The sequence below is a fragment of the Streptomyces erythrochromogenes genome (genome assembly GCF_036170895.1).
Classification (GTDB): domain Bacteria; phylum Actinomycetota; class Actinomycetes; order Streptomycetales; family Streptomycetaceae; genus Streptomyces; species Streptomyces erythrochromogenes.
In genome coordinates this window covers 7,443,500-7,463,635 of the sequence record NZ_CP108036.1, presented here as the reverse complement: position 1 = coordinate 7,463,635, position 20,136 = coordinate 7,443,500, and the positions used below count along the sequence as shown (strand labels likewise).

The following is a 20,136-nucleotide window of genomic DNA, read 5'->3' as shown; positions in this document are numbered from 1 at the left end:
GCATAGGTTTGTCCACGAGCGGACGGGTCCCGGCGCCCATGGGAAGCGACACGGGGGAGGCACCGGGATCCGCCGCTCACATCCTGGCGGCCGCGCTGCGGATGGCCTCCCGGATGCGGAAGTAGGTGCCGCACCGGCAGATGTTGGCGATGGCGTCGATGTCCTCGTCCGTGGGCTCACCGTTGCGCTTCAGCAGCGCGACGGCGGCCATGATCTGACCGGGCTGGCAGAAACCGCACTGGGCGACGTCCTGTTCGAGCCAGGCCTCCTGCACCGGGTGCAGGTCGTCCCCGTTCGCGAGGCCCTCGATCGTGGTCACCTCCCGGCCCGCGCACGCCGATACGGGCACCACGCACGGTCGGACGTCCACCCCGTCGAGGTGGCTGGTGCAGGCCTTGCAAACGTCCACCCCGCAGCCGTACTTGGGGCCGCGCACGCCCAGCATGTCGCGGAGCACCCACAGCAGGGGCAGGTCGTCGGGCGCGTCCACGGTGACGCTCCGCCCGTTGACGGTGAAGGTGTGCGAGGGCACGGCGTACTCCTGGCTCTGCGGCTATCGGGGGTAGGGGGTGAAGTCGACGTCGAAGTCGAGGGGGAAGCTTCGCGGCTTCGAACCGGTCGCCCGGGCCCAGGCGTTGGCGATGGCGCCGACCGCGGCCGGCACGCCGAGCTCGCCCGCGCCGCCCGGCTCCGTACCGGTGGCCGGGAGCACGAAGACCCGTACGTCGCGCGGGGTGTCACGCTGCTGCGCCCAGTGGAACTGGCTGTAACTGCCCTCCAGCGGAAGCCCCTTGTCGATGTGGAGTCCGGCGCGCAGGGTGGTGGAGATCGCGTCGGTGAGGCCGCCGATCATCTGAGCCTGCAGTCCGCGCGGGTTGACGGGCAGGCCCACGTCCACGGCGATGACGGCCTTGGTGACGCGGACGCGCTGCGGGTCGCGGGTGTCGATCTCGACGAGGCAGGCGGTGCGGGACTTGTACTCCTCGTGAAAGGCGATGCCCTGCGCGCAGCCGGGCGCCATGGCCCGCCCCCAGTTCCCCTCCGTCGCGACCTTGTCCAGTACGGCGCGCTGCGCGTCGCTCTTGAGGAAGGTGCGCCGGAAGCGGTACGGGTCCCTGCCGGTGGCCGCGGCCAGTTCGTCGACCACGATCTCCTCGGCTCCGCGCGTGTTGGCGGAGTACACCGAGCGCCACGAGGCGGTGGGGATGCCGGTCGGCACCTCGGTGAGGGCCTGGGTGGTGAGTCCGAAGTGGTACGGGGACTTCACCGTGGTCAGGAACAGGGTCTGGGCGAGGGTGGCGTTGCCGATGCCGAGCGGCAGGTGCGCCGCGGTCGCGGTGATGATCTCGCCGAGACCGTGCCGGAAGTCGGTCTCGGCGGCGGCGACGCGGTGCTCGAAGCTGAGGATCTCGCCCAGCAGGTGCGTGGCGCGGATCTTGTGGTGGGTGGCGGGGCGCATCCGGCCGTGGCGCGTGTCGTCCACCCGGGTCCACATCAGCCTGACCGGGCGGCGGCAGGCCCTGGAGATGCGGGCGGCCTCCAGGGCGGCGTCGAAGAAGAGCCGCCGGCCGAAGGAGCCGCCGGCCTGGACGACGTGCACCGTCACCTTGTCCAGGGGCAGTCCGAGGTCGGCGGCGATGGTCTGGCGGGCCACGATGGGGGACTTGAGTCCCGACCAGATCTCGGCCCGGTCGTCGCGCACGTCGGCGATTGCGCAGTTGGTCTCCATCGGGGCGTGGCTGACGAAGGCGAAGTCGAACTCGGCGTCCACGTACGGGGTGAGCAGCGGCGGGACCAGCAGCGGCGGGGTGGCGGCGCGCAGCCTGGTGCGGATCTGCGCGTCGGAGAGCTGGTCGGCGGGGCCCGGGCCCCAGGCGACCTGGAGGGCTGACGTGGCGGTGATGGCCTGCCCGAAGGTCTCGGCGACGACGGCGGCCCCGGTGGGGACGGTGGCCACGTGCAGGACCCCGGGCATGGCCCGGACCTCTGCGAGGTTGGCGACGGTGCGGACGGTGCCGCCGAAGGTGGGCGGGCGGCGCACCACGCACGGCTTGGCGCCGGGCACGTCGAGGTCGAGGGTGTACTGCTGGGCGCCGGTGACCATGGCGCGGGCGTCGATCCGGCTCGTCGGCCGGCCGACGAGGGTGTGCTTCGCGGTCTTCTTGGGGGTGGCGCCGAGGACGACGAGGCCGGGGGCTGCGGCGGCCGCGGCGAGTTCGCCGTAGCGGGCGGTGCGTCCGTCGGGGGCCCGGACGGCCCCGTCCGCGGTCGTCAGCGACGCCGCGGAGAGGCTCCAGCGCTGGGCGGCGGCCGCGACGAGGCGGGCCCGCGCGGTGGCCGCGCACTGGCGGACCGGCCCGTAGAGGGAGCGGATGGAGTTGGAGGAGCCGGTGAGCTGGTTGAACAGCAGCTCGGGCCGGGCGTCGTCCAGTTCCACGCGTACGTCGGCCAGGGGCACGTCGAGTTCCTCGGCGACCAGCATGGCCACCGCGGTGGTGAGTCCCTGCCCGACCTCCTCGCGCGGCAGCCGGAAGCGGACGGTGCCGTCCGCCTCCACCGCGAGGGCGAGCAGGGCGGAGGTGGGCGCGCCGGCCAGGATGAAGAGGTCGCCGAGGTCGATCACGTCGGCGATGGCCGGCAGGGACGGCACCACGGCATGGGCGTCCTGCGGGGCCAGGGCGTCGGCTCCGGCGCGGGTGACCAGTGCGAGGGTCGGCGCCGCCACGAGGTGGGTGAGGAAGGAACGCCGGCTCCGGCCGGTGGCGTGGTGCTGCCCGCTCAATGTCGTCGTGTCCCCAGCGCTGCGCGGGCCCGCCCGCGCGGACCTCCCCCGGTTTATTACCGGCACGTAGGGTAGCGACCGGGCGCTCCGCTGGGAAGCCCCGATTCCGCCGCCGTACCCGGCCCGGGGGTCATCCGTTCGGGTGTATGGCCGTGCGCGCACTGAACCGGTTACCGCGCGAACGCGTCCGCGTGAACACCTCGTACACATCGGGCGTTTGATCGAGCCGCAGCGGCTGGATGGCCGGATTCCGGCCGTCTGCTCCGGACGTACCACCCGCCCCACCGGCTGTCATGCGCACCGGGCCGCCGAACCCCCGCTGACCGGATTCGTTCGTACGTCGCGGAGGGCCCGGCAGGACTGCGGCATATGCCGGAAGCAAGCACGTAGCGGATGTTGCCAAACGCCTTACACAGTGTCGCCGCCTGTGCAACAGTCGTTACCGGTCCTTCCTTCAGACTTGGCCGTGCCGCGCCTGTATCGGAGTTCTCATGCCGTCCCACCTGTTCGCGGACCGTCCCGCGCAGCCGCCCGAGCCGGGGTCGGTGGACGCACTGATCTCTCAGACCCGGCGCCTCCGTGGGGACGTGGACGCGGTCCGCCGCGACACCGTCGTGGACGACGACGACGCCCAGGGCCGCTGGCAGCGCGCACTGTGCGACCTCGCCGTGCACCACCTCGACGACCTCCGCGAACACCTCGGCCAGCTCAAGGAGGGCCTGCCCCCGGTCCCGGAGACCGTCGCGTTCCCGCAGGCCGCCCCGGAGATCGCGCCCGAGGCCCAGACCCGGGTCGGCAGCGCCGAATGGAACCTGCTGACCGACGAGGTCAGTTGGTCCGACGAACTGTTCCAGATCTTCGGCCGGTCCCCCGAGTCGGGTGCGCCTCCGCTGGACGAGCTGGGCTCCACCCTGTTCTCCGAGGACCAGCCGCTGCTCACCGCGTGGGTCACCGCCTGCCTGGTGGACGGCAGGCCGATCGACGGCGAGTTCCGCATCGTCCGCGCCGACGGCCGGGTCCGGACGTTGCACATGAGGGGCGAGCCGGTACTCGACGCCGACGGCTGCACGGCCTCCATGTGGGCCGTACTGCGGGACGTGAGTGAACTGCGCCGGAGCCAGCGGGCGGTGCGCGAGTCCCGTGACTCGCTGCAGCGCCAGCGGGAGATCGCGCAGACCGAGCACCGGCTTGCGGTCGAGCTGCAGGAAGCCGTGCTCCCCCCGTGGCGCGGCTCCCTGCGGTTCCCGCAGAGCGACGCCGGCACGCTGGACGTGGCCGCGCACTACCTGCCCTCCGCGACCAGCGCGCTGATCGGCGGGGACTGGTACGACGCACTCGAACTCCCCGACGGCTGCTCGATGCTGACGGTCGGCGACCTGACCGGGCACGGCGTGACCGCCACCTCCGGGATGGCGATGATGCTGGGCGCCCTGCGGGGCATGGCCATGGCCGGGATCGCGCCGGGGCCGCTGATGGGCTGGCTCAACCAGCTCCTCGAGACCTCCGTCCAGCCCGCGCTCGGCTCGGCCGTGTGCTGCCGCTACGACCCCGCGCGCCGGGTGCTGTCCTGGGCCCAGGCGGGCCACCCGGCCCCCCTGCTGTTCCGCCGCGGGTCGGGCCGCGCCCTGACGCCGCCGGAGGGCGTCCTGCTGGGCGCGACCTCCGGGGCCTCGTACGGGCAGGCCGAGGAGCGGCTGGAGGTGGGCGACCTGCTGGTCCTGCACACCGACGGTCTGACGCCCCGCAGCATCGAGTTCAGCCGGGCGGACGGCACCGAGCGGCTGCTGGCACTCGCGCCGCGGCTCTCGGCGGCGCGGTCGGCACAGGACTGCGTGCGGCTCGTGGTCGAGGAGTTCGGGGAGAGCGAGCGCGAGGACGACGCCTGCGTGCTCGTCGCCCGCGTCGGCGGATAGTCACGACGGTCACGGCCGGCCACAGGGCCGGTCGTACGGACTTCAGGGCCGCGCCGGAGGGCGCGGCCTTTCTCGTCTGCGTGCTGTCGTCGACGTACCCGTTCTCGACGTGCCGGTGCTCGTCCTCGTACCGGCCGTGGGGCGCGGAGGGATGCGGAACCCGTGGGGCGCGCGGGGGCCGGCCGGGGACTACACCCCCGTGGCCGGCCGGCCACTCGGTGCCGGGGAGTCGGGGAGGGCCAGCTTGATCTCCTGGCGCAGGTCCTCGATGCGCGCGTAACCGGCGTACTGGGCGGTGAGCCGGTACATCTCGCGCAGCCGGTCCCAGGTCCGGTGCGAGGAGGTCTCGTTCATCGAGACCAGGGCGAGGCGCGCGTAGCGGTCGGCCTGTTCCGGCTCGTCGGCGATGAAGCAGGCGGAGGCCATGGAGATGTAGTCGAAGATCTGCGAGCGCTGGTAGCCCTCGCCGCGCAGCCGCAGGGCCTCCTTGGCGTGGCGCGCGGCGATCGGCGCCGCCGTGGCGTCGTGGTCGGCGAGGGTCCGGTAGGCGAGGGCCTGCATGCCGTGCAGGTCCGCCTCGTCGAAGTGCTGCATCCAACTCGGCGGCGGTACGTCGCCCTTGTCGGAGACGAACAGCTCCTCCGCCTCGCCCAGGGTGCGGCGCATCGCCTGGCCCTTGCCCATGGCGGCCTGCGCCCAGGCCTCGATGGTGTGCAGCATGGCGCGGGTGCGCGGCAGGGTCTGCTCGCCGGACCCGGACTTGGCGAGCTTCATGAGGTCCAGGGCCTCGTGCGGCTTGCCGAGGTGCACCATCTGGCGGGCGGCGCGGGACAGCGCCTCACCCGCGCGGGGGCGGTCGCCGCCCTCGCGGGCCGCGTGCGCGGCGATGACGAAGTACTTCTGCGCGGTGGGTTCGAGGCCCACGTCGTGCGACATCCAGCCCGCGAGGACCGCCAGGTTGGCCGCCACGCCCCACAACCGCCGCTGGAGGTGGTCGGGGTGGTGGTAGGCCAGCATTCCGCCCACCTCGTTGAGCTGGCCGACCACGGCCTTGCGCTGCAGTCCGCCCCCTCTGGAGGCGTCCCAGGCCCGGAACACATCGACGGAGCGCTCCAGCGCCTCGATCTCCTGGGAGCCGATGGGGGCGGCCTCGTAGCGGTCGTATCCCGCCGGGTCGGCCTGGAAGGAGTCCCCGAAGCCCCCGGGAGTCTGCTTCGCCAGGGCGGGGTCGGTGTGCAGCCAGTCGTACATGGCGTTGGTGAGGGCGGAGCCGGCGGTGAGCACGGCGCCCGCGCCCATCAGACCGCGACGGTTGAGCATGAGGTCCATTCCCGTGAATTCGGTGAGGACCGCGGCTGTGCGTTCGGGCGCCCAGGGCATGCCGTCGGGGTTCTCACGAACCCCGTCCGGCTGCCGTCTGGAGGTGCGCCGCTGCCGTACGAACCCGAGGTCCTCGATGGTCACGACACGACCGAGCCGCTCGGTGAACAGTGCTGCCAGTACCGTGGGCACCGGTTCGCGGGGGCTCTCCCCCATGTCGATCCAGCGCCGCACCCGCGAGGTGTCGGTGGCCAGCTGGGGGTGGCCCATGGCCGCCGCCTGCCGGTTCACCATCCTCGCCAGTTCGCCCTTCGACCAGCCGGCCAGGCCGAACAGGTCGTTCAAGCGGGTGTTTGGACCTTTGCTCACGTCAAGCCCCCAGGTTCTCGGCTGAGTTGACAGTAGCCCCCCGTCAGATGCCCAGCGACTATTCGCCAGGCTTCGCCAGGGCACGCCCGATGGTTCGCCACCTTGCGCCGGGTGTCAGGTAGGAATGCGCCTCCCCGCCCCGGTCACCGGCGGAACTCCCCAGGGTGAAGCACGGGATCGGCGGGGTGGCGTACGCAACTCGTCGGCGCACGAAGGGATCCGTATCACCATGTACGCAGCAACGTCCTCCGTGTCCGCACCGGTCCGGTCGCACCGCACGCTCCCGGCGGGCGGCGGCCCCTACCTCGACCCCGGCCGCCAGTCGGCCCCGGCGCAGGGCACCGTCCGGGCGCGGCGCATGCCGAGTGCGGGATCGCAGCCCGTCAGCGGAAGAATCGATCTCTCGGGGCCGCAGGGAGCGCAACTGCGCACCGCGCTCGCCTCGGTGCAGCGGATCTGTCCCGAGTTCGCGCCGGTGCAGGTGCTGCGGCGCAGCGGCCGCTCGGTCCTCCTGGTGGGCACCACTGGACGCATGACCGCCGTCGCGAAGGTTTTACTGGACCACTCGCCGGAGTGGCGTGAGCGCTACCGGCACGAAATAGCGGCATACCGGGCGTTCGTCCGGCACCGCCCGCCGGTCCGGGTGCCGCGGCTGATCGCCGCCGACCCTGAGAACTGCACGCTGGTGGTGGAACGGATGGCGGGCCGGGTCGCGGCGCTCCAGCGGCACCCGGTGGAGCCGCCGCCGCGGGTGGACCTCCGCGCCGCGCTGGGCGCGGTGTGCCGGGTGAACCAGTGGCAGCCGCCGGCCGAGTTGTTCGGGACCCCGATGAACTACGCGCGGCGGATCGCCCGCGACTACGAGTTGGGTCTGCTCACCGACCGGGACCTCGGCGACCTGCAGAAGCTGCTGCACGGGGTCAAGGTGTCCGGGACGGCGCTCCAGTTCAACCACGGCGACGCGCTGCTGTCGAACCTGCTGCTCTCCCCCGCCGGTCCGGTGCTGCTGGACTGGGAGCACGCGGGCTGGTACCTGCCGGGCTACGACCTCGCCACGCTGTGGACGGTACTCGGCGACGCCCCCGCCGCCCGCGCCCAGATCAGCAGGCTCGCCCAGTCGGCCGGTCCGGTGGCCCGGGACGCCTTCCTGGTCAACCTGATGCTGGTGCTGACCCGGGAGATCCGGATGTCCGAGACGGCGGTGCAGCGCTCGATGCTGGCGACCACCCCGGCCCAGCCGCTGCCGGCGGGTGCGCTGTCCTCCGGGGAGGAGCAGCGGCTGCTGCTCCGCCGCCTGCACGACGACGCGGGTATGGCACGCAGGGCGGTCCGCGCGGCGGTGGGCACGCGCTGACGCTCTCCCCCGGACGCGAAGTCCCGTGGCTCCCACCGCCACGGGACTTCGCTCGTTCGCGGTCCGCCCAGCCCGACGCCCGGCTCCGCTAGCGTGGGAGCGACGTGGCGGCGGGTTCGGCAGGAGGCGCTGATGAAGTCCGGAGTGCGCAAGTGGGAGGCGGTACGGGAGTTCGCCCGCCGTCTCCCGGAGGCCGTCGAGGACCATCCGTGGGGTCCCGAGGACTGCGTGATGAAGGTGAACAAGAAGATCTTCGTCTTCCTGGGCAACACCGACGGGCCGGAACAGCCCGGGCTGTCCGTCAAGCTCAAGGACGAGGCGCTGCACGGGCACGCGATGGCCGCGCCGGGGGCGGAGCCCACCGGGTACGGTCTGGGCCGGTCGGGCTGGGTGTCCGTCCCGCTGGCGGAGAAGGGGGCGCCCTCGGTGCAGGTGCTGTGCGAGTGGGTGGAGGAGAGCTACCGCACGGTGGCGCTCAAGCGGCACGTGAGGGAGCTGGACGCCCGGATGCAGGCCGAGGGCTGAGCGGACGGTCGCGTGCTCGGGCGCCGGATAGCTTGACATCACATGATCCCCCGAACACCTTTTCTGACTCAGCATCAGACATGCTGGAGTCACCCTCTCCTCCCCACTCCGCTGGAGCCTGCCCATGTCCGCAAGCGCTTCACGCACGTCTCCCGCCCCCCTCCCGTCCAGACGCGCCGTTATCGCCGGTACGGGGGCAGGGGTGCTCGCCGCCACCGTGCTGCCGTCCGGCGGGGCACGGGCCGAGGCTGTCCAGGCCGGGCCGCCGCTCGGTGAGTACGACGTGGTCGTGGTCGGTTCCGGGGCGGCCGGGATGACGGCCGCGCTCACCGCCGCGAAGCGCGGGCTGAGCGTCCTGGTGATCGAGAAGGCCCCCACGTTCGGCGGGTCGGCCGCACGCTCGGGGGCCGGCATCTGGCTGCCCAACAATTCGGTGATCCTGGCCGCGGGGGTGCCCGACACCCCGCAGAAGGCGGCGACTTACCTGTCGGCCGTCGTCGGGCCCGAGGTCCCGGCCGACCGCCAGGCGGCGTTCCTCGCCAACGGCCCCCGCATGCTGGACTTCGTGATGGCGAACAGCCCGCTGAGGTTCCGCTTCATGGAGGGGTACAGCGACTATTACCCGAACCTGCCGGGCGGGCTGCCGAACGGCCGGTCCATCGAGCCGGACCAGATCGACGGGAACGTCCTGGGCGGCGAACTGGCCCGCCTGAACCCGGCGTACATGCCGGTGCCGGCCGGGATGGTGGTCTTCAGCCAGGACTACAAGTGGCTGAACCTCGCGGCGGTGAGCGCCAGGGGCCTGGCCGTGTCCACCGAGTGCCTGGCGCGCGGCACCAAGGCGGCGCTGCGCGGCGAGAAGCCGCTGACGATGGGGCAGGCGCTGGCGGCCGGGCTGCGGGCCGGACTGCAGCGGGCCGGGGTGCCGCTGTGGCTGAACAGCCCTCTGGTGGACCTGGTCCAGGAGGGCGGCGCCGTCACCGGCGTGGTGGTGGACAAGGAGGGTGTGCGGGGCGTCGTACGGGCCCGCAAGGGGGTGGTCGTCGGCTCGGGCGGTTTCGAGCACAACGCGGCGATGCGGGCGCAGTACCAGCAGCAGCCGATCGGCACCCAGTGGTCGGTGGGCGCGAAGGAGAACACGGGCGACGGCATCCTTGCCGGTCAGCGGGCCGGGGCGTCGCTGGCGTTGATGGACGACGCGTGGTGGGGGCCGTCGCTCCCGCTGCCCGGGGAGCCGTACTTCTGTCTGGCCGAACGGACCCTGCCGGGCGGGCTGATCGTGAACGCCCACGGGACGCGGTTCGTCAACGAGGCGGCACCGTACAGCGATGTGGTGCACGTGATGTACGAGAAGGACCGCGGCGCGGCCGGTTCGCACATTCCGGCGTGGCTGATCGTGGATCAGAACTACCGCAACAAGTACCTGTTCAAGGACATCCTGCCGACGCTGCCCTTCCCGGACTCGTGGTACCAGGCGGGCGCGGCGAAGAAGGCGTGGACGTGGGACGCGCTGGCGGGCCAGATCGGCGTACCGGCGGCCGCGCTGCGGGCGACGCTGGGCCGGTTCAACGCGCAGGCGTGGAGCGGTACGGACTCCGACTTCCACCGGGGCGACACCGCGTACGACCACTACTACACGGACCCGAACGTGCACCCGAACTCGTGCCTGGCCCCGATCTGGGTGCCTCCGTTCTACGCGTTCAAGATCGTGCCGGGGGATCTCGGTACGAAGGGCGGCATCGTCACGGACGCGCGGGCCCGGGCCCTGCGGGCGGACGGCTCGGTGATCCGCGGCCTGTACGCGGCGGGCAACGCCAGTGCCGCGGTGATGGGCCACAGCTACGCGGGGGCCGGGTCGACGATCGGCCCCGCGATGACGTTCGGCTACGTGGCGGCGAACGACATCGCGGACGCGTGAGCGGGCCGCACTGACCGCGCGGGGCGTCCCGGGGCGACCGGTCGGGTCGGTCCGGGTGACCCGGCGGGGTCAGCCCTGCTGGAAGAGCTCGGCGGGGAGCGGCTTCAGGAGGGCGTAGAGGTCATCGGTGATCGGGCGGTCCCAGCTGGCGATGGTGACCAGCACGTTGTCGCTGCGGTCGAACTGGACGCAGGAGATGCGGGACTCCGACAGCTTGATCTTCCGGACGATGAGGAGATTGTCGCCCTGCATGACGGGGCAGTCCTCGACGCCGGTGACCTCGACGTCCTCGTCGTTCTCCAGCGCGTCGAGGAGCTGGGCCACCTCGAAGGGGACCTGGCCGTCGGCGAGGTCCCGGGCCGGGGATCCCTCGGGAAGGTTGCCGATGATCATCGCGGGTCCGCGTCCGCCGAACAGGTCGTAGCGGAGGAAGACCCCCTGGCAGCTGCCGTCGGGCGCGGGCAGCAGCCCGGCCCCGAGATTGCCCGGCCAGTCCCCCGGGTCCATGGCCAGGACATCGAAGTCCGGGCCGGCGGGTGTGGCGGCGCGGTGGCGGCGGAGGAAGGACATGCGGCCATGGTACGTGGCCGCAGGAGTTTTACGGCCCGGGGGCCCCGCATCCCACCCCCGTGCGCGGGCGGGCCCGTCAGACGGGTGGGACCAGGGTGAACCAGTGTGGGAGCAGGCCGGTGTCGCCCGTGACGTGCAGGGCGGCGGGCGGGACCCGGCGCCAGAGGAAGAGCGCCAGGTCCGAGGCGGGTCCGGCGGCCTCGACGGCGACCGGCGCGGTGGAGCGGGTCTCCGGCAGCACCTGGTCACCCGAGAAGAGGACGGTCCAGGATTCCGGGCCGTCCGTACGCCGGAAGCGGTACCTCTCCCCCGTACCCGGCGGCGCCTGCTGCCAGGTACGGCGGGCGGGGGCCATGACGTCGACGGTCTGGGTGACGGCGTCCACCGCGACGACCGGGTCGAGGGGGCCGGGGACGCCGGTCGCGGATTCGGCGTCCCACCGGTGGACGGCCAGCTCGATCAGCTGCATCCGCAGCCAGAAGCCCGACGTCTGCTCCGTCGACCAGGTCCACACGGGGGTGTCCGGCCCCAGCCGGCGGAAGAGCTCCGCGAGCTCGCGGGCGCCCCGGGCGAACCAGTCGATCAGCGCTTCCGGGTCGTGGGGGATCTCGGGGAGGGCGAGGCCCGCGGGGTCGGGCGGGGTCGTGAGCCCTTCGCGCAGGACGTGTGCGAGGTAGCGGTGCACTCCGCCGAGGTGCCGGACGAGGTCGGTGACCGTCCAGCCGGGGCACGAAGGGACCTGCGGCACCGGATCACCCCGGTCGTACGCACGGCGGACCGCCTTCTCGAAGGCCGCCGCCTCGCTCCGGAACAGGGGGATTCTGTCGATGTGGTTCATGGGGGCACCCTGCCCGCCGGGAGGGCTGTGATCACGTTGAGCTGCGGGCGAACGACTCCAGTGCGGCGCGCAGCCCGGACCGGTCGGTGCCGAGCTTGCGGCAGGCTGCGGACAGCACCCAGTCCGGGGACGCCGGCTCGGGCTCCTTCTCGGAGCGCACGGCCAGGTCCGCGGCCCGGATCTCCTCCTCGGTGACCCAGTCCACCCGGGGCGAGCCGGCGGGCAGGGCGCCGCCCAGGCCCAGCAGGGTCTCGGTGGCCTCCTCCACCAGTGCGTCCGCACCGCATTCCCGGGCCGTGAGCACAGCCGCCCTGAGCAGGTCCGCGTCGCGCAGCCCGTAGCCGAGCGCATTCAGGGCGCGGGCGAGTTCGTAGCCGGCGGGTGACGCCGAGAGCAGGGTGACCGCTTCCCGGAGGAGCTCGGTGCGGTCCTGCGGCGCGGCGACCTCCGCCGCCACCCTGAGGGCCTGGCCGACGGCGGAGGGGGCGCCGAAGGCCCTGGCCCGTCGGACGGCGTCGGCGGCGAGGGCGCGGGCCCGCTGCGGATCGTCCGCGGCGACGGCCCGCGCGAGGTGCAGCTGCCAGGGGCACCAGGCCGGATTCTGGATCCCGCGCGGTGTCAGCCGCCGGTCGACCGCCTCCAGTTCGGCGACGGCCGCGCGTGCCTCGCCGCGGGCGAGCAGGAGTTCGGCGTAGACGGTCTGCGAGTCGGGGAAGACCACGGCGGCCGGGAAGGGGGCGCCGAACTCGTGCTCCTGTGCCAGCTCCCAGGCCTCGTCGGCGCGGCCGCGTGCGAGCAGCGTCGTGAGGAGGATCGCTATGGCGTACCAGTGGACGGGGGTGCGCCGGCCCACGCGTTCGGCGAGCCGCAGTCCGGAACGGGCCAGTTCCTCGGCCTCCACGAGCCGTCCGCGCCGGTAGCGGATGTAGGCGCGCAGGCTGTACGCGAAGGACAGGTGGGCTCCGCGCCAGCCCTGGCGCTCGAACTCGGCGGTGCCCGCCTCGAACAGCTCCTCGGCGCGGCCGGGCCGGTCGGCGTACATGTGGACCATGGCGGCCAGGACGGGGACCTCGAAGCCGCGGTCCTCGTGGGCCCAGCTGAAGGGCCGCTCCAGTACCCGGCCGGCGTGGTGGAGCACCACGTCGACCGGTTCGCCCCGCAGGCAGGCGTCCCAGGCGCGCAGTGCGATCACGTACCGCTCGGTGAGGTCGCGGCCGGCGAGGCGGTCGGCGAGCCGGGTGAGGCGCCGGGAGCGGGCCGGGGAGTCGGTCTCGGCCGCGTTGAAGGCGTCCCACATGAACTGCTCGGACTGCAAACGCAGTCGGGCCCGTACGTCCGGGGTCTGCGCGATCTCGCGCGCGAGGGATTCCGAGGCCTCGGCGAGGCGGTCGCTGTGTGCGAGGACCTGGGCGAGCCGGATGACGATGCCCTGGCGCAGGGCGGGGTCGTCGAAGGGTTCGGCGAGGGCCGCCCGCAGGTGGTTGACGGTGTTGGCGGGCTCGGTCAGCAGGGAGGCGCAGCCCAGTTCGTACAGTACGGCGGCTCGTTCGTCGAAGTCGGGTGGCTCGCGCAGGGCGCGGGCGAGCTGCCGGCGGGCGGCGTCGGGGGCTCCGGCGCGGAGGTTCTCGCCGGCCGCCTCGCGCAGGGTGCGCACGACCCAGGGGTCGTTCTCGGGGTGGGTCTCCAGGAGGTGGCGGGCGGCTGCGGAGGAGCCGAGGCCCGCGTCGACGACGGCCGCGGCGGCCTTCCCGTGCAGGGCGACGCGCAGCGCGTCGGGGATGGCGCGGTAGATGGCGGTGGCGATGAGGGGGTGGACGAACTCCAGCCCGGTGTCCGGTTCGTGGTCCGTCGTGGATCCGGCGGCCGACAGGATCCGGGCGTCCCGCAGGCGGGTGGTGGCGCCGGCGGCCTCCTCGGTGCCGAGGGCGGCGACGCGGGCGGCTATGTCCTGCGGGATGGCGGTGCCGAGGACGGCGCAGGCCCAGGCGAAGCGGACGGTGGAGGGGCCGAGGCGTTCGAGTCGGGCGACGAGGCCGCTGCCGCGCTGGGCGGCGGCGAGGTCGGCCAGCTGCGGGGCGTTCTCCTGGACGGGCCGCAGTCCCCTGCCCCGCACCTTGGCGGTGAGTTCGACGGCCTCGAAGGGGTTGCCGGCGGTGACGGTCCAGGCCTCGTGGCAGAAGGCGTCGTCGGCGTGTTCGCCGATGGCGTCGCGGACGAGCGCGGCGACGGCGGCCGGGGTGAGCGGGGCGAGGGGCAGCGGGCGCTGTCCCGCCCGGCCCGGCAGGGTGCGGAAGGCGTCGGCGTGCGCGGGCAGTTCGTCGGGGCGGTAGGCGACGACGAGGAGCAGCGGGAGGTGTTCGGCGCGCGGGGCGAAGGCGGCGAGCCAGCTCAGGGACTCGGGGTCGGCCCAGTGCGCGTCGTCGAGGACGAGGGCGACGGGGGCGCGTTTGACGACGAGGTGGGTGAGGACCCAGTCGAGGCCGTCGCGCAGGCCCTGGGGGTCGGGCGGGGCGCCCTGTTCGGGGGCGCAGAGTCCGAGGGCGGGGCCGACGATGGAGTACCAGCTCCCCAGGGCGGCGCGCAGTTCCTGTTCGGAGGTGCCGGCGAGCTGGGGCTGGATGAGCTGGCGGGCGACGTGGAAGGGCTGGCTCTGCTCCTGTTCGCCGCCGCGTGCGGCGAGGACGGTGCAGGAGCGGGCGTGGGCGCGGCGGCGCAGCTCGGCGAGCAGGGTGGTCTTGCCGAGGCCGGCGGGCCCGGAGAAGGCCAGCAGCGTGCCGCCGGCGTCCGGCCCGGGACCGGTGAGCTGGTCCAGGGCCTCGTCGACGATGGCGAGTTCGGCATCGCGTTCGACCATGGTGCGCCGTTTGCGCGTCCGGTGGTCCGTCATGGCTGGTACCCCCCAGGCCTGTTCCGGGAGATCAGCGTACGCCCGCGCACATCGCGGGGGATCCCACTGTCGGAAAGAATCCGATCTTCTTTTCCGACGGGATTCCGAGGGGGTTCCCGTGGGGTTTCCGAGGGGGTTTCGAGAAGGTTCCGATGAGGTTCCGATGAGGGCCCTAAGCCGATCGGTCCTGTCCGGAGCGTGCCGCGAGGCGTTCCAGGACGGCCACGGCCTCGGCGGCCCGGTCGGCGGCCACGAAGAGGTGGTCGTGGTGGTATCCGGCGATGACGTTGCAGCTCAGGCCGTGGGCGCCGAGCTCGGCGGCGAAGGCGGCGGTGAGGCCGACGGCGTCGAGCGCGGAGTGGATGCGCAGGGTGATCCAGCCTGCGGTGTAGTCGTAGGCGAGCCCGGCGGCGTCGGCGTCCTCCTGGCGCAGGACGAGGGTGAGGCCCTCGGCCTCCAGGACGGTGGCGACGGGCGCGGTCTCGGCGGGGACCGTGCCGCCGGGGACGGTGCAGAACACGTACACGCCCTCGTTCAGCTCGGGCCGCATGCCGCTCAGCAGTTTCCGCAGGTCGCTCTCTCCGCTCATGCCGCCACCCTACCGACCGGCGCCTCCACGACCTCGACCGTGAAGGGACCTCGCCGGTGTGCCCTGCGAGAGTGCCTCGGTTCCAGGGGGCGGGGCCGCCGGCCCGCGGCGGCCCCGGCCGGCGTCATCGGGCCGGCCGTGCCGCCGGGGCGGGGTGGGCGGTCAGGTGAGGTCGAACTCCCCGCCCCGGGCGTTCAGCACGAACTTGTGCCACTCGTCCGGCGAGAAGATCAGGGAGGGGCTCTCGGGGCGCTCGCTGTTGCGCATCGCGATGAAGCCCTCGACGAAGGCGATCTGGACGTCACCCGCTCCCCGGCTGCTCGACTGCCAGTCGGCCTCGGTGAGATCGAGGTCCGGCTTCCCCCAGCCTGCGAGGGGCTGTGAAGTCATGCTCTCGGCCACGTGCGTGCTCCTCCCGGTACGTCGTCCGGGGGCCAGGTTAACCATCGCAGCGGGTGCCGCACAGGCCACGGTGAGTCACTCGTGACCGGTCCGGCACCCGGGCGGGGCGGACGGTTCCGTTCAGGTGGTGGGTTCCTCTGCCCCCACCAGCCACATCGCGAAGAACTGCGCGCCGCCGCCGTACGCGTGGCCCAGCGCCCGGCGGGCTCCCGGGACCTGGTGCTCCCCGGCCTGGCCGCGTACTTGGAGGGCGGCCTCGGCGAAGCGGATCATGCCGGACGCGCCGATCGGGTTGGTGGACAGCACGCCGCCGGACGGGTTGACCGGAAGGTCGCCGTCGATCTCGGTGACGCCCGCCTCGGTGAGCTTCCAGCCCTCGCCCTCCTCGGCGAAGCCCAGGTTCTCCAGCCACATCGGCTCGTACCAGGAGAACGGCACGTACATCTCGACCGCGTCGATCTCCCGGCGCGGGTCGGTGATCCCGGCCTGCCGGTAGACGTCGGCCGCGCAGTCCTTGCCCGCCTGCGGGGAGACGAAGTCCTTGCCGGCGAAGAGCGTCGGCTCGCTGCGCATCGCCCCGCCGTGCACCCAGGCGGGCGGCTTCGGCGAACGGGCCGCGCCCGCCCGGTCGGTGAGGACCATCGCGCACGCGCCGTCGGAGGACGGGCAGGTCTCGGAGTACCGGATCGGGTCCCACAGCATCGGAGAGGCCTGGACCTTCTCCAGGGTGATGTCGTGCTCGTGCAGGTGCGCGTACGGGTTCTTCAGCGCGTTGCGCCGGTCCTTGTACGCCACCAGCGAGCCGACCCCGTCGGGCGCGCCGGTGCGCCGCATGTACGCGCGCACGTGCGGGGCGAAGAAGCCTCCGGCGCCGGCGAGCAGGGGCTGCTGGAAGGGGACGGGGAGCGAGAGCCCCCACATGGCGTTCGATTCGGACTGTTTCTCGAAGGCGAGGGTGAGGACGGTGCGGTGGACGCGGGCGGCGACGAGGTTGGCGGCGACGAGCGCGGTGGACCCGCCGACCGAGCCGGCCGTGTGCACGCGCAGCATCGGCTTGCCGACGGCTCCGAGCGCGTCCGCCAGGTACAGCTCGGGCATCATCACGCCCTCGAAGAAGTCGGGGGCCTTGCCGATGACGACCGCGTCGATGTCCGCCCAGGTCAGTTCGGCGTCGGCGAGGGCGCGGGTGGCGGCCTCGCGGACCAGTCCGGCGATGGAGACGTCGTGGCGGGCGGCGACGTGCTTGGTCTGGCCGATGCCGACGACGGCGACCGGTTCCTTGCCGGTCGCGCCCGGTGCGCCGGTGGTGCCGGAGGTGCCGGAGGTGCTCATGCGCGGTCCCCTTCCAGGACGGCGACCAGGTTCTGCTGGAGGCAGGGGCCGGAGGTGGCGTGGGCGACGGCCCGGTCGGATGCGCCGCGGTGGATGCGGGCGGCCGCCTCGCCGATGCGGATCAGGCCGGCGGCCATCATCGGATTGGCGGCGAGCGCCCCGCCGGACGGGTTGACGGCGACGGTGTCGCCGAGCCCGAGGGCCTTGCGGAGGACCACCTCCTGGGAGGAGAACGGCGCGTGCAGTTCCGCCGTGTCCACGGGGGCGTCGAAGAATCCGGCGTGCTGCGCCGCGGTCCGGGTGGACGGGGAGTCGGTGAGGTCGCGCAGGCCCAGGCCGTGCGCCTCGATGCGGTGATCGATGCCGGTGATCCAGGCGGGGCGTTCGCACAGCTGCCGCGCGAGATCGCCGGCGGCCAGGACGACGGCGGCCACGCCGTCGCCGACGGGCGGGCAGTCGCCGGTCCGCAGGGGCCGGACCTGGTAGTCGCCCTGCGGGACGGCGCCGCGCAGCTGGGCGTGCGGGTTGGTCCCGGCGTCGGCCCGGCTGCGCGCCGCGATGGCGGCCAGGGCGGGCTCGTCGGTCTCGCCCGCGTCGATGAGGGCCTGGGCCTGGAGGGCGGCCAGGGCCACCGAGTCGGGCCAGAGCGGGGCGAGGTAGTAGGGGTCGAGCTGGCGGGTGAGCACGTCGCGTACGGATCCGGGCGAGGACTTCCCGTACGAGTAGACGAGCGCGGTGTCCGCCTCGCCGGTCTGGATCTTGACCCAGGCCTCGTACAGGGCCCAGGCGCCGTCCATCTCGACGTGGGACTCGGAGATCGGCGGCCAGGCGCCGACCCCGTCGAGCGTCATCGTGAAGGAGAAGGCGCGGCCCGCCAGGTAGTCGCTGGAGCCGGAGCAGGTGAAGCCGATCTCGCCGGCCTTCAGTCCGGTGGCGGCCAGCACCTCGTGGAGGACCGGCATGACCATCTCGACTTCGCTGAGTTCGTCGGTGCGGCGCAGGTGGTCGCTCTGCGCGAAGGCGACGACGGCCACGTCGCGTGCGTACCTGCTCGTCCTGGGCCCGGTCATCAGATGAGCTCCTTGTACGCGTCGTAGTCCGCGTCCGGTTCGCCGGTGGGGCGGTAGTGGTCGGGGTAGCGGCCGCCTTCGGTCCAGACGGGCTCGACGCGCAGGCCCATGCGGACCTGGTCGTACGGGATGCCGCCGATCCGGCCGTGGAGGGCGAGGCCGGCGCCGTCGAGGGCGATGTGGGCGTAGACGTAGGGGACCTCGATGTCGAGGTTCTTGGCCTTGATGTTGACGATGCAGAAGGTGGTGACGGTGCCGGCCGGGCCGACCTCGACCTGGTCGGTGGTGGCGACACCGCAGGTGGGGCAGGCGCCGCGCGGCGGGACGTACACCTTGTGGCAGGAGGGGCAGCGCTCGCCGACGGTCCGCTGCTCGGAGAGGGCGTTGATGTAGGCGGTCTGGGCGCGGCCGGGGCTGTAGACGTAGTCCAGGCGGGCCTCGGCCACGATGCCGGTGACGGCGTCCTCGAAGACGCCGTCATGCGGGGCGGGTCCGGCTCCGGGTGCGGGGGCGGGGGCGTCGGGGGCGTCCTCGTACGGTTCGAAGCAGGCGATGTCGGTGATGGCGCCGGTGCGTTCGGCGGCCCAGCGGACGCGGACGCGCATGCCGGTGCGCACGGCGTCGGGGCCGGGGGCGTCGAGGGCGTGCAGCAGGGCGGTGTCCGCGCCGTCGAGCTTGACCAGCGCCCAGGCGAAGGGGGTGCCGAGGGGCTGGTTCGGGCGGGGCCGGTCGTTCCAGGCCCAGGTGGTGACGGTGCCGGTGGCGGCGACCTCGACGAGGTCGCGGATCTCCTCGGAGGTGACGGGGTCGTACTCGACGGGCGGGACCACCACCCTGCCGTCGGAGGTCTTCACGCCGAGGACGACGCTCTCGCGCAGGCCGGTGAGGAAGGCGCTCTGGACGGGCCCGAGGGACCGGGTGAAGGGGAACTCGACGACGAGAGGCGCGCGGAGCACCTCCGGTGGGGAGGCAGCTGTCATGGTGGCTCTCCGATGCGATTGATTCCGGGTGCGGGCGGGATCCGGCGGCCCGGCCGGCGGCTCCGGGGCGATTGGTCCCGCCCTGCTGGTGAGACCTTTGGGCTTCGCGGACGTCCGCGGCCCGGGGCCGGGCGGGGCCCCGGCCCTCGGCTCTCCGCCGCTTCGGGCGCGGGATCCGGGCGGAGCCCGGCCCTTCGCCCCTGTCGGGTTCGGGACACGGTTCGCGCCCCTGGCCGGGGACCCGGCCCCGCCGGCGTGCGGGGCGCGGGGTCCGGGGCCGCGTCCCGGAGGGCGGATCCGCCCACACCTGCGGGGCGCGACGCGGCACCGGGGGCGGCTACTCCCGGCGGTACACCGCGGGCCGCTTCTCCGCGAAGGCGCGCGCCCCCTCCTTCGCATCGGCCGTGTCGAAGATCGGCCACCCCCGCAGGAGTTCCGAGGCCAGACCCTCCCGCTCCGTCAGCCCGGCGGTCTCGTAGACCGACGCCTTGACCGCCTCGACCGCCAGCGGCCCGCACGCGTTGATCTGCTCGGCGATCTCCAGGGCCGCGTCGAGCGCCGTACCGTCCGGGACGACCCGCCCCACGAGCCCGATCCGCGCCGCCTCGTCCGCCGAGTACGGGCGTCCGGTCAGCAGCATCTCCAGGGCGTGCGTGCGCGGGATCTGCCGGGGCAGCCGCACCGTGGAGCCGCCGATCGGGAAGAGCCCCCGCTTGACCTCGAAGAGCCCGAAGGTGGCGCCCGCGGCGGCCACCCGGATGTCGGTTCCCTGGAGGATCTCGGTGCCGCCGGCCACGCAGTAGCCCTCCACCGCCGCGATCACCGGCTTGCGCGGCCGGTGGTGACGGAGCATCGCCTTCCAGTGCAGGTCGGGGTCGGCCTTGAGGCGGTCGCGGTAGTGGTCGCCGGCCATGCCCTTGCCGGCCAGCGCCTTGAGGTCCATGCCGGCGCAGAAGTCGCCGCCCGCGCCGGTCAGGACCACGGAGCGGATCTCGTGGTCGGCGTCCGCCTCCAGCCAGCCGTCGTACAGCCCCACCAGCAGCGGCAGCGAGAGCGCGTTCTTCGCCTCGGGCCTGTTCATGGTGAGCACCAGCGTGGCGCCGCGGCGTTCCACGGTCAGGTGTTCCGTCCCACCCATTGCCGTCCTCCCGTCTCAAGACCTAGAACAGGTTGCAGTAGGGGAGGGTGCAGTTCAATAGTTTTCTGACACCCAGTCAGATTTCTTGGGCGGCGCCCTTCCCAGTTGCCCGCCCCGGCGCTCTAATGACCGCCGGAGCAGCCGGCCGC

Annotated in this window: 16 protein-coding genes; 4 read left to right on the top strand and 12 right to left on the bottom strand. The window is 73.2% G+C overall.

Annotated elements, in window-relative coordinates; translation table 11 throughout:
* Window positions 1-76: 76 nt before the first annotated feature.
* The gene (locus OHA91_RS34110; protein WP_031157136.1) at window positions 77-532 is read right to left on the bottom strand and encodes a (2Fe-2S)-binding protein; all 456 of its coding nucleotides are present in this window, start codon (window positions 530-532) and stop codon (window positions 77-79) included.
* Window positions 533-553: 21 nt separating this feature from the next.
* Window positions 554-2,782: a xanthine dehydrogenase family protein molybdopterin-binding subunit gene (locus OHA91_RS34105; RefSeq protein ID WP_328740632.1), complete on the bottom strand. Its 2,229-nt coding sequence runs from the start codon at window positions 2,780-2,782 to the stop codon at window positions 554-556.
* A gap of 491 nt (window positions 2,783-3,273) precedes the next feature.
* Between OHA91_RS34105 and OHA91_RS34100 the strand changes: the two genes are divergently transcribed.
* On the top strand, window positions 3,274-4,695 hold the full coding sequence (locus OHA91_RS34100; protein ID WP_031157131.1) for a PP2C family protein-serine/threonine phosphatase: 1,422 nt from the start codon (window positions 3,274-3,276) through the stop codon (window positions 4,693-4,695).
* Between the two features lie 189 nt (window positions 4,696-4,884).
* On the opposite strand, the gene OHA91_RS34095 is transcribed toward OHA91_RS34100, so the two are convergent.
* Window positions 4,885-6,384 carry a DNA-binding protein NsdB gene (locus OHA91_RS34095; RefSeq protein ID WP_031157128.1) on the bottom strand — a complete coding sequence of 500 codons (1,500 nt, stop codon included), beginning with the start codon at window positions 6,382-6,384 and terminating at the stop codon, window positions 4,885-4,887.
* Between the two features lie 229 nt (window positions 6,385-6,613).
* Here OHA91_RS34095 and OHA91_RS34090 point away from each other — a divergent pair, with 229 nt between their 5' ends.
* From OHA91_RS34090 to kstD, 3 genes are all read left to right on the top strand, one after another.
* Entirely contained in the window at window positions 6,614-7,738 is a 1,125-nt protein-coding gene (locus tag OHA91_RS34090) for an aminoglycoside phosphotransferase family protein (RefSeq protein WP_031157126.1), read from the top strand.
* Between the two features lie 132 nt (window positions 7,739-7,870).
* Window positions 7,871-8,263, top strand: a complete 393-nt coding sequence (locus OHA91_RS34085) for an MmcQ/YjbR family DNA-binding protein (RefSeq protein ID WP_266504102.1) — start codon at window positions 7,871-7,873, stop codon at window positions 8,261-8,263.
* A 124-nt stretch (window positions 8,264-8,387) separates the two neighbouring features.
* Entirely contained in the window at window positions 8,388-10,181 is a 1,794-nt protein-coding gene (gene kstD / locus OHA91_RS34080; protein ID WP_328740631.1) for a 3-oxosteroid 1-dehydrogenase, read from the top strand.
* A 69-nt stretch (window positions 10,182-10,250) separates the two neighbouring features.
* Here the strand turns inward: kstD and OHA91_RS34075 are convergent, their stop codons facing one another.
* The 9 genes from OHA91_RS34075 to OHA91_RS34035 form a co-directional block, all read right to left on the bottom strand.
* Window positions 10,251-10,751 carry a hypothetical protein gene (locus OHA91_RS34075; RefSeq protein WP_030960903.1) on the bottom strand — a complete coding sequence of 167 codons (501 nt, stop codon included), beginning with the start codon at window positions 10,749-10,751 and terminating at the stop codon, window positions 10,251-10,253.
* Window positions 10,752-10,827: 76 nt separating this feature from the next.
* Complete coding sequence (locus tag OHA91_RS34070) at window positions 10,828-11,589, bottom strand: maleylpyruvate isomerase family mycothiol-dependent enzyme (RefSeq protein WP_328740630.1); 762 nt, start codon at window positions 11,587-11,589, stop codon at window positions 10,828-10,830.
* A 31-nt stretch (window positions 11,590-11,620) separates the two neighbouring features.
* Window positions 11,621-14,476 (bottom strand): ATP-binding protein, encoded by a 2,856-nt coding sequence (locus OHA91_RS34065; RefSeq protein WP_031157117.1) that lies wholly within the window; start codon window positions 14,474-14,476, stop codon window positions 11,621-11,623.
* A gap of 172 nt (window positions 14,477-14,648) precedes the next feature.
* Window positions 14,649-15,065, bottom strand: a complete 417-nt coding sequence (locus OHA91_RS34060; RefSeq protein WP_328740629.1) for an ACT domain-containing protein — start codon at window positions 15,063-15,065, stop codon at window positions 14,649-14,651.
* A 162-nt stretch (window positions 15,066-15,227) separates the two neighbouring features.
* Window positions 15,228-15,455, bottom strand: coding sequence for a DUF397 domain-containing protein (locus OHA91_RS34055; protein ID WP_370466718.1), 228 nt, complete (start codon window positions 15,453-15,455; stop codon window positions 15,228-15,230).
* A 132-nt stretch (window positions 15,456-15,587) separates the two neighbouring features.
* Window positions 15,588-16,799 (bottom strand): thiolase domain-containing protein, encoded by a 1,212-nt coding sequence (locus tag OHA91_RS34050; protein WP_328740628.1) that lies wholly within the window; start codon window positions 16,797-16,799, stop codon window positions 15,588-15,590.
* On the bottom strand, window positions 16,796-17,869 hold the full coding sequence (locus OHA91_RS34045) for a thiolase domain-containing protein (protein ID WP_031157110.1): 1,074 nt from the start codon (window positions 17,867-17,869) through the stop codon (window positions 16,796-16,798). The genes OHA91_RS34050 and OHA91_RS34045 overlap by 4 nt, the downstream gene beginning before the upstream one ends.
* On the bottom strand, window positions 17,869-18,849 hold the full coding sequence (locus tag OHA91_RS34040) for a Zn-ribbon domain-containing OB-fold protein (protein ID WP_031157108.1): 981 nt from the start codon (window positions 18,847-18,849) through the stop codon (window positions 17,869-17,871). The genes OHA91_RS34045 and OHA91_RS34040 overlap by 1 nt, the downstream gene beginning before the upstream one ends.
* A 337-nt stretch (window positions 18,850-19,186) precedes the next feature.
* A complete protein-coding gene (locus tag OHA91_RS34035) occupies window positions 19,187-19,987 on the bottom strand; it encodes a crotonase/enoyl-CoA hydratase family protein (protein WP_266504079.1) in 801 nt (266 codons plus the stop codon).
* Window positions 19,988-20,136: the final 149 nt, after the last annotated feature.